Below are 14,824 nucleotides of genomic sequence, written 5' to 3' on the forward strand. Positions count from 1 at the left end.
GCTCCCCCGTCACACGATCGGGTCGTGGACGGTGACGAGCTTGGTGCCGTCGGGGAAGGTGGCCTCGACCTGGACGTCGTGGATCATCTCGGGGATGCCCGTCATCACCTCGTCGCGGGTGAGCACCTTGCGGCCGGAGGCCATCAGCTCCGCGACGGTACGGCCGTCGCGGGCGCCCTCCAGGACGTGCGTGGTGATCAGGGCGACCGCCTCGGGGTGGTTGAGCTTCACACCGCGCGCCCGGCGTTTCTCGGCCACGTCGGCGGCCACATGGATGAGCAGGCGTTCCTGCTCGTGCGGCGACAGTTGCACGCTTCCACCTCACAGTCGTCCTCCGGGAAAGTCCCCGGACAGCAGCGGACCCTACCGATCGCCAACACTCTGTTGATCTGCGGTGATGGCCCACCCGGCCAGACATTGCACGTTAGGGCGGAAGTTTTTCCATCGTGTTAACTCTCGCTTGGCGACCGCATGGACATCAGGGCGCGCAGACCGTCCTGCAGGACGCGCACCTCCACGTCGCCGAAGAGCGCCTGCTGGGCGATGAACCCCTGGACGGTGCCGATCATGGTGCGGGCGACATGGTCCGCGACGACGTCGGCAGGCATGAGACCCTCCGCCTTGTAGACCTCGACCAGGTCGGTCCACACCTCCCGCATGCCGTTGAAACCGTCGGCGAGGAGGCCGGCGAGGCGCTCGTCACGCAGGGTCTCGCCCCAGACCTGAAGGATCAGCCGGGCGAAGACCTGGCGGTCGCCGCCGGCGGTGCGCTCCTCCAGGACGAGCCGCAGCACCGCGCCGAGGAGTACGTCCGGGGTCGGCGGCGGACTGCTCCTGGACGCCGCGAGGAACGCCGCGCGGATCCCGTCGAACGCCTCTCCGGCGATGGCCGCGACGATCGCGTCCTTGCCGCTGAAGTAGCGGTAGACGGCGCCGGCCGAGAGACCCACCTCGGTCAGGACGTCCTGCATGGACGTGGCGTGGAAGCCGTTGCGGGCGAAGCAGCGCGCAGCACCGTCGAGGATCTGACGGCGGCGGGCGTCGAGGTGTTCCTGCGAGACACGAGCCATGCCCGAAATCTAAAACGAACATTCATTCTTGACAAGCGAGCACCCCGGCGAGACAGTGAGGGCGCCGTAAAACGAACGATCCTTCTCTTTGAATCGAGAGTGTCATGACCGCCACCCGCAAGACCGTCGCGGTGCTGGTACTGATCCCGGTCGTCGTGGCCCTGGCCCTCTGGGCCTTCGCCTGGCCCGCCGCCCGGATCGCCCCGCGCGAGCTGCCCATCGGTGTCGCGGGCCCCACCACCGCCACCGCCCCGCTGGAACAACGCCTCGCCGAGCGCGCCGGAGCCTTCGAGGTGCACCGGTACGCCTCCGAGGCCGCCGCCCGTGCGGCGATCGAGAACCGGACCGTATACGGCGCGGTGGTCGTCACACCGCGGGGACCGGAACTGCTGACGGCGTCCGCCGCGAGCCCGGTCGTCGCCGGGCTGCTGCGCGAGGCCGTCACCGCCCAGGCCCCGCCAGGCACCCAGGTCAAGGTGACCGATGTCGTCCCGACCCCGGCGGGTGACCCCCGGGGCGGCGCCTTCGGAGCGAGCCTGTTCCCGCTGATCCTGGCCGGCGCGGCGTCCGGCGTCGCGGCGACGGTCCTCGGCCTGCGCGGCGCCCGGGCGGCCGGGACCGTGCTCGGCGCCTCCGCGCTCGCCGGGATCGTCGGCACGACGCTCGCCCACAGCTGGCTCGGCGCGCTCACGGGCGACTGGTGGGCGGAGGCCGGGGTCCTCGGCCTGACCGTGCTCGCGATCGGCGCGACGATCGCGGGGCTCGCCGCGCTCATGGGCCGGGCGGGCATCGGCGCCGGGGCGCTCCTGATGATCCTGCTGGGGAACCCGTTCTCGGGCGTGGCGAGCGCGCCGGAGCTGCTGCCCGCGCCGGTGGGCGCGCTGGGTCAGTGGCTGCCGCCGGGCGCGGGCGGCGGCGCGCTGCGCTCGGTCGCCTTCTTCGACGGCGCGGGCGCGGGCCCGGCGCTGCTGGTCCTGGGTGTCTGGACGGCCGCCGGTCTGGCCGCCCTCCTGCTCGGCGGGCGGCGGGACCGCGCCGCGGGCGGGGCGGCGGCCGACCCGGCTCCCGTACCGGCGCCCTCACCGGCACCCGTGGGCTGACACGCACGGCGAGCCCGCGGGCCGACGCCCCGCGCGGACGCCTTCGTACGGCCGCGTGCCCCCGCTGTGGCGGACGGGGCACGCGGCTTCGTCATGCGCCGGGGGTACCGGGGGCGCGATGGCGGGCCGCGATGCCGAAGCGGCCCTGTTCACCCGGAGCGGACGGGAGCGGGCGCACCTCGGAGACCGTGCTGACCGCCAGGTCCTCGGCGGCCTCGTGCTCCGCTTCGAGTCTGTCCAGGTCAGCGGCCGAGACCAGAGCCACGAGCGGCTTTCCGTGCCGGGTCACGACGACGCGCTCGTTGCCGTACACCACGCGGTTGATCAGGTCGGCGAGCTCTGCACGTGCTTGCGTCACCGGAATCTCGTAGGCCATGCTCCTCATCTTACGACCTGTACGTCCTGTACATTTTTTACAAGGAGGCGCCGCCATGCACGCTCGCTACGTCCTGCCCGAGTTCACCGAGCGCACGGGCTCGGGGAGCCGGACCCTCGACCCTTACTCCAAGCTGCTCGACGAGCGGATCGTCTTCCTGGGCACCCCGATCGACGAGACCTCGGCCAACGACGTCATCGCGCAACTCCTGCATCTGGAGTACGCCGACCCGGACCGGGACGTCTCGCTCTACATCAACTCGCCCGGCGGTTCGGTCAGCGCCATGTCGGCCATCTACGACACGATGCAGATCGTCACCTGTGACGTGGAGACCACCTGCCTCGGACAGGCGGTCTCCACCGCCGCCGTGCTGCTCGCGGCCGGCGCGCCCGGGAAGCGGCTCGCTCTGCCCGGCGCCCGGGTCGCGCTCCAGCAGCCCTCGACGGACGAGCCGTTGCAGGGGCAGCCGAGCGATCTCGCCGTCCAGGCAGGGGAATTGGTCCGGCTGCGCGCGATGCTCGCCGGCATCCTGGTCACCCACACCGGCCAGAGCCGCGAGCGGATCGACGCCGACATCGACCGCGTCACCGTGCTCGACGCGCATGCCGCCACCGCGTACGGCCTGGTGGACCACGTGGTTCAGAACCGCGGGGCGTCGGGTCGCGCCGGGGCCCGGTGAGCCGGAGATGGTCCCCGAACCGCCACCCCTGCCCGCCCTGACGCGCGCCGAGGGCGAGTTCGTCGACGCGTATCTCGAAGTCGTGGACCTGCTGGGCCGGATCAATCCATCCAGGGGATCGCATACCTATGGCGCCCTGCGGGCGGCACAGGCCCTGATGGGGAAGGCGAGCGCCCTCCGTGACGCGCTGGCGGTGATGCACGCGCGCGGGGAGACCGAGGTCCACGCGGAGACATTGGCCCGCGCGCTGCGGGTGTTGGACGGGGGGCGCCGGGCGCAGCGGGTCACTGTGCCGGAGGCTCCGGCGAGTTGACATTCCGGCGTGTCGTGTCGAGGTCCACTCGGAGCAGCGGAGCCGCAGAATCGCTCCCCCGTTCGGCGCAGTCGACGAATCGACATATGTGCGGGGTGAGTTGCACAGCAGGTGTACGCATCTGGCTGAATCGGGCGTTCCACCCCTGGTCCGGGGCTCATCGGCGAAACCTCCGAAGATCACGAAACCTGCCTGTCCACCCGAATGGATCAGTCGTGAGGAGCCTCACATAACGTCGTTTCGACTCGGATTTCGCCCTGGTTGTGGGTCAAGATCCCTCACGACGACAAGCCCCCGCCACCGCGGCGGGGCGGTCCGGGCGGACGCCGAGTCCTGCCGCTGTCCCGGATGCCTGGTCGACAGGAGTGGATCGGCAGGAGTGGAGGACCCGAGCAGTACGGGACGGCCGGCCAGTGGGGCCGTTCCTCGGGGTGAAGCCGCAGCCGCGGCCGGGCGACTTCGCCAGCCCGAACCCGACAGGTCATCCTTCACAGGCGGCTGACGAAGGGTTGCGCATGAGTGCGCAGATTCATGTCCCGTCCATGCTGTCCCGGGCCGGAGCCGTCTCGGCTCTCACCCTCGCCGCCCTCGGCGGCACGATGCTGGCGCCAGGCGCCGCACCGGAGGCCCAGGCCGCGACGTCGCACGCCGGCAAGGCGCTGAACGTCGCCGCCTCGAAGAAGGGATCGCCCTACAAGTACGGAGCGGCCGGACCGACCCGGTTCGACTGCTCGGGGCTCACGCTCTACTCGTACAAGAAGGCGGGCAAGTCGCTGCCCCGCACCGCGCAGCAGCAGTACAACAAGACCCGGCACATCAAGGCCTCCAGCCGGCAGAAGGGGGACCTGGTCTTCTTCCATTCGGGTGGAAGGGTCTACCACGTGGGGATCTACGCGGGTAGCGGCAAGATCTGGCACTCGCCCAAGACAGGCTCCTGGGTGAAGCTCGACAAGATCTGGTCGTCCAAGGTGTATTACGGCCGGGTCCGCTGACGCCTCGCCGGGTCCTCCGACGCCCCGCCGGGTCCGCTGACGCCTCGCCGGGTCCTCCGACAACACCGGGCCGGAGCCGGCGTGCCGTGCTCTGATGTGAGCTGATGCGACGAGAGGGTGCGGTGGCGCCGCCGCACCCTCGTCCTCAGGAGCCGGCCGGCTGAGGCGCGAGCGCCCGGTTCGGCGAGGCGGTCCAGGGGAGGTTGATCCAGACCGTCTTGCCGCCCTCGCTGGTCGGCGTGACGGAGAGCCGCCCGCCGGCCTCCGCCGCCAGGAAGCGGATGATGACCATCCCCCGGCCGTTGTCCTGCTGCACCGCCGCCGGAAGCCGCTTGGGCCAGCGGGGGTGGCTGTCGGTGACCCCGATGTGGAGCTGCTCCTCGCGCTCCAGGCGGACGTCGACGGTGAAGGTGGGCGACTGCCCGAAGGTGTGCTGGACGGCGTTGGTGGCCAGTTCGGAGACGATGAGCCGGACGGTGTCGGCGGTGTCACCGGCCTCCGCGAGCCCCCAGCCGGTCAGGACGTCGGCGACGTATCTTCGGGCGGCGGACACCGAGGCGGGTTCGCTCGGCAGAGTGACGGTTGCTTCCTGGTGGTCTGCCATGGCGACGCTGTCCCTTTCCCACCGGGCCCGGCCCGGATTGCGCTACGCGTCAGAGTGCCACCGATCGTGCCGCCCTGTATGGCGATCCCCCAAGATATGGGCATATTTGTCGCTCGAAGCGGTGAACTCTGCTACGGGAAACCGTATGTGAGCTGCGGTCAGAGAGCCGGAGGTGCCGTCCGCACGATCGTGGCGACGGCCTGCTCGATCTGCGCGTCCGTCAGATCCGCGCGGGCCGTGAGCCGCAGCCGGGAGACACCGTCCGGGACGGACGGCGGACGGAAGCAGCCGACGACGAGCCCCTGGTCACGGCAGTCGGCTGCCCACCGCAGCGCTGCCTCGGGCGAGGGCGCGCGGACCGACACGACGGCCGCCTCCGGGCGTACGGCGGTCAGACCGGCCGCCGTGAGCAACCCGTGCAGCGTGGTGGCGACGGTCCTGGCGCGCTCGGCGAGGCCGGGGTCGCCCTGGATCAGCCGCAGGCTCGCCAGGGCGGCGCCCACGGCGGCCGGGGCGAGGCCGGTGTCGAAGATGAACGTACGGGCCGCGTTGATCAGGTGCTCGATCACCCGGGCGGGGCCGAGGACGGCTCCGCCCTGACTGCCGAGCGACTTGGAGAGGGTGACGGTGGCGACGACGTCCGCGTCGCCGGAGAGACCGGCGGCGTGCAGGCCGCCCCGCCCGCCGTCGCCGAGCACGCCCAGACCGTGGGCGTCGTCCACGACGAGCCCTGCACCGTGGGCGCGGCCGACCTCGGCCAGCTCGGCCAGCGGGGCCTGGTCGCCGTCCACGGAGAAGACGGAATCGGACACCACGAGGGTCCGGCGGTCCGGGTGGGCCTGGAGGGTCTTGCGTACCGCCTCGGGGTCGGCGTGCGGGACCACCGCCGTCTCGGCGCGCGAGAGCCTGCAGCCGTCGACGATCGAGGCGTGGTTGCCCGCGTCGGAGACGATGAGCGCGTCACGGCCGCTGAGCGCGGTGAGCGCGGCGAGATTGGCGGTGTAACCGGAGGAGAAGACGAGGGCCGCCTCGAAACCGCAGAATTCGGCGAGTTCGCGCTCCAGACGGGTGTGCAGCCGGGTGGTGCCGGTGACGAGACGGGAACCGGTGGAGCCGGCGCCCCACCGGCGAGCGGCCTCGGCCGCCGCCTCCGTGACCTCCGGGCGGTGGGTCAGGCCGAGGTAGTCGTTGCTCGCCAGGTCGAGCAGATCCGACTCGGCCGCCCGCGGCCGGAGGGTGCGGACCAGGCCCGCCTCCGCGCGGCGGCGCGCCTCCGCGTCGGTCCAGTCGAACGGGGTCCGGCGGGTGTCCTCGTCCCGGTGCATGGGGCAGATCCTTTTGTAGGCAGCGCACAGACCCTAACCGTCCGCGGCCGGGGACAGGGTGTGGCCATGCACACACCTCAATCCGGCTCGTTTGTTCAGATCCTCCTTGGCCGCGAGGTGTGCCGTAGGCGAGGATCACCCTTTATGGACCTGCTGAACACGCTGGTGGACAAGGGGCTGCGGCGCGAGCTGCCGAGCCGTGAAGAAGCGCTCGCCGTACTGGCGACCTCCGACGACGAACTGCTCGATGTGGTGGCCGCCGCCGGCAAGGTGCGTCGTCAGTGGTTCGGGCGGCGCGTGAAGCTGAACTATCTGGTCAATCTGAAGTCGGGGCTGTGTCCCGAGGACTGCTCGTACTGTTCGCAGCGGCTCGGCTCGACGGCCGGGATCCTGAAGTACGGCTGGCTGAAGCCGGACGAGGCGTCGCAGGCGGCTGCCGCCGGTGTCGCGGGCGGGGCCAAGCGGGTCTGCCTGGTGGCGAGCGGCCGGGGGCCGACGGACCGGGACGTGGACCGCGTCGGCAAGACGATCGAGGCGATCAAGGAGCAGAACGAGGGCGTCGAGGTCTGCGCGTGCCTCGGCCTGCTCTCCGACGGCCAGGCCGAGCGGCTGCGCGCGGCCGGCGCCGACGCGTACAACCACAACCTGAACACGTCCGAGGAGACGTACGGGGAGATCACCACCACCCACACGTACCAGGACCGGGTGGACACCGTGCAGAAGGCGCACGCCGCCGGTCTGTCGGCCTGCTCCGGTCTGATCGCGGGCATGGGCGAGAGCGACGAGGACCTGGTCGACGTCGTCTACGCGCTGCGCGAGCTGGACTCGGACTCGGTGCCGGTGAACTTCCTGATCCCGTTCGAGGGCACGCCGCTCGCGAAGGAGTGGAACCTCACCCCGCAGCGCTGTCTGCGGATCCTGGCGATGGTGCGGTTCGTCTGCCCGGACGTGGAGGTCCGGATCGCGGGCGGTCGCGAGGTGCACCTGCGCTCGATGCAGCCGCTCGCGCTGAACATCGCGAACTCGATCTTCCTCGGCGACTACCTGACCAGCGAGGGCCAGGCCGGCAAGGCGGACCTCGACATGATCGCGGACGCGGGCTTCGAGGTGGAGGGCGCGGGCACCACGACGCTGCCGAAGCACCGCGCGGACGCGCTCGCGGAGGCGGGTGCGGCGGCCGCCGCGGGTGCGGTCGGCGGGTGCGGCTCCCACGCGTCGGGCGGCTGCGGACCGTCGGGGTCCGCGTCGGCGTCGGCGGGCTGCGGCTCGCACGCCGAGGCGGACGGCGGATGCGGACCGTGTGGCGGCCACGCGCCGGTCGCGGCCGCGGAGGAGTCCACGGAGGCGGAGCCCGCCGCCGAGGGCTTGCCGGGGGCCCGTCCGGACCTGGTGGCGGTACGTCGTCGCGGCGCCGGGACGGAGCTCGCGCCGAATGCGTAACGAGGAACTGCTGGCCCTGGACCGGGCGCACGTCTGGCATCCGTACGGTCCCATGCCGGGCCGTACGGACCCGATGGTCGTCGCGTCCGCGTCCGGGGTCCGGCTCCAGCTCGCCGAACCCGTCCACGGACAGGACGAGTTGGTCGACGGCATGTCCTCGTGGTGGTCCGCGATCCACGGCTACAACCACCCGGTGCTCAACGAGGCGGCGCACGGTCAGCTGGACCGGATGAGCCACGTCATGTTCGGCGGGCTCACCCACGAGCCCGCCGTCCGGCTCGCCACGCGCCTGGTGGAGATCACGCCCGAGCCGCTCCAGCACGTCTTCCTCAGCGACTCCGGCTCGGTCTCCGTCGAGGTCGCGGCGAAGATGTGCCTGCAGTACTGGCGCTCGGTGGGCAGACCCGGCAAGCAGCTCCTGATGACCTGGCGCGGCGGGTACCACGGGGACACCTGGCAGCCGATGTCGCTGTGCGACCCCGAGGGCGGGATGCACCAGCTGTGGTCGGGCGTGCTCCAGCGCCAGGTCTTCGTGGACGCGCCGCCGACCGCGTACGAGGAGTCGTACGCCGACATGCTGCGGGAGCAGATCGCGCTGCACGCGGACGAGGTCGCCGCGGTGATCGTGGAGCCGGTGGTGCAGAACGCGGGCGGGATGCGGTTCCACTCGCCCGCGTACCTGCGGGTGCTGCGCGAGGCGTGCGACGAGCACGGGGTGCTCCTGGTCTTCGACGAGATCGCTACCGGCTTCGGCCGCACGGGCACGCTGTTCGGCGCCGGCCACGCGGGGATCTCCCCCGATGTGATGTGTGTGGGCAAGGCGCTGACAGGCGGCTATCTGTCGATGGCGGCGACGCTCTGCACGACTCGGATCGCCGAGGGGATCTCGCGAGGCGAGGTTCCGGTGCTCGCGCACGGGCCGACGTTCATGGGCAATCCGCTGGCTTCCGCGGTGGCCTGTGCCTCGATCGATCTGCTGCTGTCCCAGGACTGGGCGCAGGAGGTCAAGCGGATCGAGACGGGTCTCCGCGAGGGCCTCGCGGAGGCGGCCGCGCTGCCAGGTGTCCGGGAGGTACGGGTGCTCGGCGCGATCGGCGTCGTCCAGCTGGACCACGACATCGACATGGCCGCGGCGACGGAGGCGGCGGTCAGCGCGGGCGTCTGGTTGCGCCCGTTCCGCGACCTGATCTACACGATGCCGCCGTTCGTCACGGGCGACGACGACCTGGCCCGTATCTGCGCCGCGGCGTGCGCGGCCGCGGCGGTGGGCTGAGGGCCCGGCCCCACGAGAGAGAGCCGGCAGCCGGCCCGTGTCCGTCCTTCGGGGCCGACCGCGGGCCGGCGCACCGGACGGCGGGCCGCGTCCGGGCCCCTCGGGAGCCCGGGAGCGGGGCGGCACGCACCAGATCCCCCTGCGGCCGTGCGGACGCGGGGCCCAGGAGAGGAATCGACACACCATGACCGTCATCGTCGTCAGCGGTACGGGGACGGAGATCGGCAAGACGATCGTGACCGCCGCCGTGGCCGCCGTGGCCGTCGCGCAGGGGCGGTCGGTCGCCGTGCTCAAGCCCGCGCAGACCGGGCTCGAGCCCGGTGAGCGGGGGGACGCGGACGAGGTCGTACGGCTCTCCGGAGCGGCGGCCTCCGAGGAACTGGCCCGCTTCCCCGAGCCGCTGGCGCCTGCCACGGCCGCCCGGCGGGCCGGGATGACCCCGGTAGGCCCCGGGGAGGTCGCCGAGGCCGCCGCGAAGCTGGCCTGTGAGCACGATCTGGTGCTCGTGGAGGGCGCGGGCGGGCTCCTTGTCCGGTTCGACGAGGAGGGAGGCACGCTGGCCGACGCGGCCCGTCTCCTCGGCGCCCCGGTGCTCGTCGTGACGCCCGCCGGGCTCGGCACGCTCAACGCGACCCAGCTGACGGCCGAGGCGCTCGCGGCGCGCGGGATCGAGCAGCTGGGCGTGGTGATCGGCAGCTGGCCGGCCGAGCCGGACCTGGCCTCGCGCTGCAACGTGGCCGAGCTGCCGGAGATGGCGGGGGCGCCGCTGCTCGGGGCCGTACCGGAGGGTGCGGGCGCGCTGGACCCGGCGGAGTTCCGGGCGCGTGCGAGGACGTGGCTGGCCCCGGCGCTCGGTGGTTCGTGGGGCGCCGACACACTCTGACCTCCGTAGGCTGGATCCATGCGCGCACACGTTTCGGAGATCGTTCTCGACTGCGCCGATCCGGCGGGGCTGGTGCGGTTCTGGGCCGCGCTCCTCGGCGGGGCCCCGGTCGACCGGGGCCCTGACTGGTCGTATGTCGAGCCGCCCGGGTTCGTACGGATCGCCTTCCAGCAGGTCCCCGAGGGCAAGGTCGTGAAGAACCGGCTCCATCTGGACCTGGAGGCACCCGAGCTGGACGCGGCGGCCGACGAGGCGACTGCCCTCGGCGCGTCCCGGGTCGGCGGTGTGGTCACCGATCCGCAAGGGGCTTTTCAGGTGATGCGGGACCCCGAGGGCAACGAGTTCTGCTTCGTGTCGGGCTGAGAAGGGCGGCAGGGGGCAGAATCCTTCCGTCCGTCCACGTCTGCGACGTCGAGCGTCGGAGGAGGTCCGCGATGTCCTCGCGTTCCGCCCGGGTCCCCCGGGATGCCGTCCACCATCCCCTCTTCGCGCGTTTCTACGCGCGGTTCAGCGTCTCCGCCGACACGAAGGGCGGTATCGGCGCCCTTCGTACGGAGCTGCTGACGGGCCTCTCCGGCCGGGTCATCGAGATCGGCGCCGGGAACGGCCTCAACTTCGCGCACTACCCCGGCGCCGTGTCCGAGGTGGTGGCCATCGAACCGGAGCGCCATCTGCGGCAGTTGGCGGCGGAGGCGGCGCTGCGCGCCGACGTGCCGGTGGACGTCGTGCCGGGCGCGGCGGAGGCGCTGCCGGTGAAGAGCGAGGCCTACGACGCGGCGGTCGCGTCGCTGGTGCTGTGCACCGTACGGGATGTGCACCGGGCCCTCGCCGAGCTGCACCGCGTCCTGCGCCCCGGTGGCGAACTCCGCTTCTTCGAGCACGGGTTGGCACCCACACCCAGGATGGCGCGGGCCCAGCGCGCGCTGGACCGGACGGTATGGCCGCGGATGTTCGGGGGCTGTCACACGGCCCGTGACCCGCTGGCGGCGATCGAGGCGGCGGGCTTCGAGCCCGTCACCTTCCGACACTTCCTGGTTCCGGAGAACGGGCCCCGACTCCCCTCCTCCTACTGCGTGCTGGGCACGGCGCGCAAGGCCTGAGGGGACCGTCGGCTCAGCGGCTCCACTGGCGGAGCTCGTCCGCGATGGCGCGCACGTCGGCCTCGCCCTTCTTCACCAGGCGGGCCAGATCCCGCACCTGTTCGGGCGAGGTGACGACCTTCAGGCCGCTGGCGACCAGGTAGCCGTAGGCGACGGCGGAGGCGAACATGGCATTGGAGTGCTCCAACGCCGGGACGTGCAGGAGAAGTTGGAGGAGGGCGGCGGCGCGGGCGTGCGGGTCGCTGTACACGGGCACGCCGAAGATCTCGGCGTCGTGCCGGCCGACGGCGGCGACGAGCGCTCCCCAGTCGGTGACCTGGGGGTCGCCGGGCGTCTGGTGTTCGGCCACCATGAGCAGCCAGGAGAGGTCGACCGTGAGGCTCATGCGGTGCGGTCGCGTGCGGTGCGGTCGCGCTCCGTCCCGAACTCCTCGGCGAACACGGCCTCGTACTGCTTCATGAAGTCGGCCGCCGCCTCGACGAAGGCGCGCCCCGACTCCCCCGCGTCCTGCTGGACGAGTTCCTCGATGTAGCGGTTGACGCTCATGCCGCGCTGCTGTGCCCGTCGGCGCGCGGTGTCGGCGGTGTTCTCGTCCACACGTACGTTCAGCTGAGTCTTGGCCACACGACCACGCTAGCGCCGACGCGCTAGCGCCGTCTAGGCGCAGGAGGGGCAGAGCCCTCGGTAGGTGACCTCGGCCGCGGCCACCGCGAAGCCGAACCGCTCCCCCACCGGAAGGTCGGCCAGCGGGTCCCCGGTCGGGTGGACGTCGCGGATGGTGCCGCAGCGGGAGCACACCAGGTGCTGGTGCGGATGGCGCGCGTTCGGGTCGTACCGCTTGGCGCGGCCGTCGGTGGAGACCTCGGCGACCTCGCCGAGGGAGACCAACTCGCCGAGCGTGTTGTAGACCGTCGCCCGGGAGATCTCGGGCAGCCGCTCCGCCGCGCGGACGTGCACCTCGTCGGCCGTGAGGTGCACATGGTCACCGTCGAGGACCTCGGCGACGACCCGCCGCTGGGAGGTCATGCGCCAGCCACGTCCTCGCAGCCGCTCCAGCAGGTCGCTCATTCGGTTCACCCATTCAGCTCGGACTTCGGCGGTACACGCGACGTTCACCCAGGGGCGCCAGCGTTCCGAGGGGGTAGAGGATTGGCGCGCTTCTTGACTTGGACTCTGTCTATCGTAGGATCGATTCCGGCAATAGCCAAGGCACAACATGGCTCCGGACGGGCGACACGACCGCTCCCCCGGGCCGCCCCGGCTGAGCACCGCGATCCGCCCCGTCCGGAAGGATTCCCATGTCCGAGAACCACGATGCAGTCGTCACCGACGCGAAAGCGGAGGGCGCGGGTGGCTGCCCGGTCGCGCACACCGCGCGTGCCGCGCACCCCACGCAGGGAGGCGGAAACCGCCAGTGGTGGCCGGAGCGGCTCAACCTGAAGATCCTCGCCAAGAACCCCGCCGTGGCGAACCCGCTCGGCGAGGAGTTCGACTACGCCGAGGCCTTCAAGGCCCTCGACCTGGCGGCCGTGAAGCAGGACATCGCGGAGGTCCTCACCACCTCCCAGGACTGGTGGCCCGCAGACTTCGGCCACTACGGCCCCCTCATGGTCCGTATGGCCTGGCACAGCGCCGGTACGTACCGCATCAGCGACGGCCGCGGTGGCGGCGGCACCGGCCAGCAGCGCTTCGCCCCGCTCAACAGCTGGCCGGACAACGGCAACCTCGACAAGGCCCGCCGCCTGCTGTGGCCGGTCAAGCAGAAGTACGGCCAGTCCATCTCCTGGGCCGACCTCATGATCCTCACCGGCAACGTCGCCCTGGAGACGATGGGCTTCGAGACCTTCGGCTTCGCCGGCGGCCGCGCCGACGTGTGGGAGCCCGACGAGGACGTGTACTGGGGCCCCGAGACCACCTGGCTCGGCGACGAGCGCTACACCGGCGACCGCGAGCTGGAGAGCCCGCTCGGCGCGGTCCAGATGGGCCTCATCTACGTCAACCCCGAAGGCCCGGGCGGCAACCCGGACCCGATCGCCGCGGCCCGCGACATCCGCGAGACGTTCCGCCGCATGGCGATGAACGACGAGGAGACCGTCGCCCTCATCGCCGGTGGCCACACCTTCGGCAAGGCCCACGGCGCCGGCCCGGCGGACCACGTCGGCGACGACCCCGAGGCCGCGCCGCTGGAGGCCCAGGGCCTCGGCTGGGCGAACACGTACGGCACCGGCAAGGGCGCCGACGCGATCACCAGTGGCCTCGAGGTCACCTGGACCACCACGCCCGCGCAGTGGGGCCACGACTTCTTCAAGCACCTCTTCGAGTACGAGTACGAGCTCACCAAGAGCCCGGCCGGTGCTCACCAGTGGGTGGCGAAGAACGCCGAGGCGATCATCCCCGACGCCCACGACGCGTCGAAGAAGCACCTCCCGACGATGCTCACCACGGACCTGTCGCTCCGCTTCGACCCGGTCTACGAGCAGATCTCGCGGCGCTTCTACGAGAACCCGGCGGAGTTCACGGACGCCTTCGCCCGCGCCTGGTTCAAGCTGACCCACCGTGACCTGGGCCCGGTCGTGCGCTACCTCGGCGCCGAGGTCCCGTCCGAGACGCTGCTGTGGCAGGACCCGCTGCCGGCGCGCGAGGGCGAGCTGATCGACGCCGCGGACATCGCCTCCCTCAAGGAGCAGGTCCTCGGTTCGGACCTCACGGTCACCCAGCTGGTCTCCGCCGCCTGGGCCGCCGCCTCCTCCTTCCGCGGCAGCGACAAGCGGGGCGGCGCCAACGGTGCCCGCATCCGTCTGGAGCCGCAGCGCAACTGGGAGGTCAACAACCCGGACGAGCTGGCGCAGGTGCTGCGTACGCTCGAAGGCATCCAGGCGTCCTTCAACTCCGCGGGCGGCAAGCAGGTCTCGCTGGCCGACCTGATCGTGCTCGCGGGCTCCGCGGCCGTCGAGAAGGCGGCCAAGGACGGCGGCTTCGACGTCGAGGTGCCGTTCACTCCGGGCCGCGTCGACGCCGCGCAGGAGCAGACGGACGTCGAGTCGTTCGCCGCGCTCGAGCCGACCGCCGACGGCTTCCGCAACTACGCCGGCAAGGGCAACCGTCTGCCGGCCGAGTACCTGCTGGTCGACAAGGCGAACCTGCTGACCCTCAGCGCACCCGAGATGACGGTCCTCGTCGGTGGTCTGCGCGTCCTGGGCGCCAACCAGGGCCAGTCCAGGCACGGCGTCCTCACCGACCGGCCGGGCACGCTCTCCAACGACTTCTTCGTCAACCTGCTCGACCTGGGCACGGTGTGGAAGTCGACGTCCTCGGCGCAGGACGAGTTCGAGGGCCGCGACCTCGCCACGGGCGAGGTCAAGTGGACCGGCACCCGTGCCGACCTCGTCTTCGGCTCGAACTCCGAGCTGCGCGCGCTCGCCGAGGTCTACGCGAGCGCCGACGCGAAGGCGAAGTTCGTGAACGACTTCGTCGCGGCGTGGAACAAGGTCATGGAGCTGGACCGCTTCGACCTCGTCTGACGAGAGACGCGGAGCCCGACCCGGGACCCGGAACCCCGTGGTCTCGGGGCCGGGCCCCGAGACCCCGCGCCGATGTCCCAAGCGGCCCCCTCCTGCAAAGCCGGAACGCCTTTCGGCCGCACCTCAGAAAGCAAGCCGAAGAAAAGCA

At 71.7% G+C, this 14,824-nt stretch carries 18 protein-coding genes and 1 riboswitch; of the genes, 10 read left to right on the plus strand and 8 right to left on the minus strand.

What is annotated here, in order from left to right; all coding sequences use genetic code 11:
* Nucleotides 1-9 precede the first annotated feature (9 nt).
* Both ACFUJR_RS09765 and ACFUJR_RS09770 read right to left on the minus strand, forming a co-directional pair.
* Nucleotides 10-312: an urease subunit gamma gene (locus ACFUJR_RS09765; protein WP_383170696.1), complete on the minus strand. Its 303-nt coding sequence runs from the start codon at nucleotides 310-312 to the stop codon at nucleotides 10-12.
* 137 nt (nucleotides 313-449) lie between these two features.
* Nucleotides 450-1,070 carry a TetR/AcrR family transcriptional regulator gene (locus ACFUJR_RS09770; RefSeq protein WP_383170693.1) on the minus strand — a complete coding sequence of 207 codons (621 nt, stop codon included), beginning with the start codon at nucleotides 1,068-1,070 and terminating at the stop codon, nucleotides 450-452.
* Nucleotides 1,071-1,174: 104 nt separating this feature from the next.
* On the opposite strand from ACFUJR_RS09770, the gene ACFUJR_RS09775 reads away from it, so the two are divergent.
* Complete coding sequence (locus tag ACFUJR_RS09775) at nucleotides 1,175-2,170, plus strand: ABC transporter permease (RefSeq protein ID WP_383170690.1); 996 nt, start codon at nucleotides 1,175-1,177, stop codon at nucleotides 2,168-2,170.
* 91 nt (nucleotides 2,171-2,261) lie between these two features.
* On the opposite strand, the gene ACFUJR_RS09780 is transcribed toward ACFUJR_RS09775, so the two are convergent.
* Nucleotides 2,262-2,546 carry a type II toxin-antitoxin system Phd/YefM family antitoxin gene (locus ACFUJR_RS09780; protein ID WP_383170687.1) on the minus strand — a complete coding sequence of 95 codons (285 nt, stop codon included), beginning with the start codon at nucleotides 2,544-2,546 and terminating at the stop codon, nucleotides 2,262-2,264.
* Between the two features lie 55 nt (nucleotides 2,547-2,601).
* Between ACFUJR_RS09780 and ACFUJR_RS09785 the strand changes: the two genes are divergently transcribed.
* From ACFUJR_RS09785 to ACFUJR_RS09795, 3 genes are all read left to right on the plus strand, one after another.
* Nucleotides 2,602-3,225, plus strand: a complete 624-nt coding sequence (locus tag ACFUJR_RS09785) for a ClpP family protease (RefSeq protein ID WP_383170684.1) — start codon at nucleotides 2,602-2,604, stop codon at nucleotides 3,223-3,225.
* A gap of 7 nt (nucleotides 3,226-3,232) precedes the next feature.
* The gene (locus ACFUJR_RS09790; protein ID WP_383170682.1) at nucleotides 3,233-3,538 is read left to right on the plus strand and encodes a hypothetical protein; all 306 of its coding nucleotides are present in this window, start codon (nucleotides 3,233-3,235) and stop codon (nucleotides 3,536-3,538) included.
* A gap of 314 nt (nucleotides 3,539-3,852) precedes the next feature.
* Nucleotides 3,853-4,050, plus strand: a riboswitch (cyclic di-AMP (ydaO/yuaA leader).
* Nucleotides 4,051-4,053: 3 nt separating this feature from the next.
* Nucleotides 4,054-4,530, plus strand: coding sequence for a C40 family peptidase (locus ACFUJR_RS09795; RefSeq protein ID WP_383170679.1), 477 nt, complete (start codon nucleotides 4,054-4,056; stop codon nucleotides 4,528-4,530).
* 145 nt (nucleotides 4,531-4,675) lie between these two features.
* On the opposite strand, the gene ACFUJR_RS09800 is transcribed toward ACFUJR_RS09795, so the two are convergent.
* Nucleotides 4,676-5,134 carry an ATP-binding protein gene (locus ACFUJR_RS09800; RefSeq protein ID WP_383170676.1) on the minus strand — a complete coding sequence of 153 codons (459 nt, stop codon included), beginning with the start codon at nucleotides 5,132-5,134 and terminating at the stop codon, nucleotides 4,676-4,678.
* 158 nt (nucleotides 5,135-5,292) lie between these two features.
* Nucleotides 5,293-6,459, minus strand: a complete 1,167-nt coding sequence (locus ACFUJR_RS09805) for an 8-amino-7-oxononanoate synthase (RefSeq protein WP_383170673.1) — start codon at nucleotides 6,457-6,459, stop codon at nucleotides 5,293-5,295.
* A gap of 144 nt (nucleotides 6,460-6,603) precedes the next feature.
* Here ACFUJR_RS09805 and bioB point away from each other — a divergent pair, with 144 nt between their 5' ends.
* The 5 genes from bioB (at nucleotide 6,604) to ACFUJR_RS09830 (ending at nucleotide 11,155) form a co-directional block, all read left to right on the plus strand.
* Nucleotides 6,604-7,899, plus strand: coding sequence for a biotin synthase BioB (gene bioB, locus ACFUJR_RS09810; RefSeq protein WP_383170670.1), 1,296 nt, complete (start codon nucleotides 6,604-6,606; stop codon nucleotides 7,897-7,899).
* Entirely contained in the window at nucleotides 7,892-9,172 is a 1,281-nt protein-coding gene (locus ACFUJR_RS09815; RefSeq protein ID WP_383170667.1) for an adenosylmethionine--8-amino-7-oxononanoate transaminase, read from the plus strand. Before bioB ends, ACFUJR_RS09815 begins: the two co-directional genes overlap by 8 nt.
* 184 nt (nucleotides 9,173-9,356) lie before the next feature.
* A complete protein-coding gene (gene bioD, locus ACFUJR_RS09820) occupies nucleotides 9,357-10,055 on the plus strand; it encodes a dethiobiotin synthase (protein ID WP_383170664.1) in 699 nt (232 codons plus the stop codon).
* Nucleotides 10,056-10,073: 18 nt separating this feature from the next.
* A complete protein-coding gene (locus tag ACFUJR_RS09825; RefSeq protein WP_383170661.1) occupies nucleotides 10,074-10,418 on the plus strand; it encodes a VOC family protein in 345 nt (114 codons plus the stop codon).
* 71 nt (nucleotides 10,419-10,489) lie between these two features.
* Complete coding sequence (locus ACFUJR_RS09830; RefSeq protein ID WP_383170658.1) at nucleotides 10,490-11,155, plus strand: class I SAM-dependent methyltransferase; 666 nt, start codon at nucleotides 10,490-10,492, stop codon at nucleotides 11,153-11,155.
* A 13-nt stretch (nucleotides 11,156-11,168) separates the two neighbouring features.
* Here the strand turns inward: ACFUJR_RS09830 and ACFUJR_RS09835 are convergent, their stop codons facing one another.
* The 3 genes from ACFUJR_RS09835 to ACFUJR_RS09845 are packed head-to-tail and all read right to left on the minus strand — an operon-like array spanning nucleotide 11,169 to nucleotide 12,223.
* Complete coding sequence (locus ACFUJR_RS09835) at nucleotides 11,169-11,540, minus strand: fic family toxin-antitoxin system, toxin component (RefSeq protein ID WP_383170656.1); 372 nt, start codon at nucleotides 11,538-11,540, stop codon at nucleotides 11,169-11,171.
* Nucleotides 11,537-11,779 (minus strand): antitoxin, encoded by a 243-nt coding sequence (locus tag ACFUJR_RS09840; protein ID WP_352191017.1) that lies wholly within the window; start codon nucleotides 11,777-11,779, stop codon nucleotides 11,537-11,539. The genes ACFUJR_RS09835 and ACFUJR_RS09840 overlap by 4 nt, the downstream gene beginning before the upstream one ends.
* Nucleotides 11,780-11,812: 33 nt before the next feature.
* Entirely contained in the window at nucleotides 11,813-12,223 is a 411-nt protein-coding gene (locus ACFUJR_RS09845; RefSeq protein WP_383170653.1) for a Fur family transcriptional regulator, read from the minus strand.
* Nucleotides 12,224-12,453: 230 nt separating this feature from the next.
* Here ACFUJR_RS09845 and katG point away from each other — a divergent pair, with 230 nt between their 5' ends.
* Complete coding sequence (katG, locus tag ACFUJR_RS09850; protein WP_383170651.1) at nucleotides 12,454-14,676, plus strand: catalase/peroxidase HPI; 2,223 nt, start codon at nucleotides 12,454-12,456, stop codon at nucleotides 14,674-14,676.
* Nucleotides 14,677-14,824: the final 148 nt, after the last annotated feature.

It is taken from the genome of Streptomyces sp. NPDC057271, assembly GCF_042668715.1.
In the GTDB taxonomy this organism is placed as follows: Bacteria; Actinomycetota; Actinomycetes; order Streptomycetales; family Streptomycetaceae; genus Streptomyces.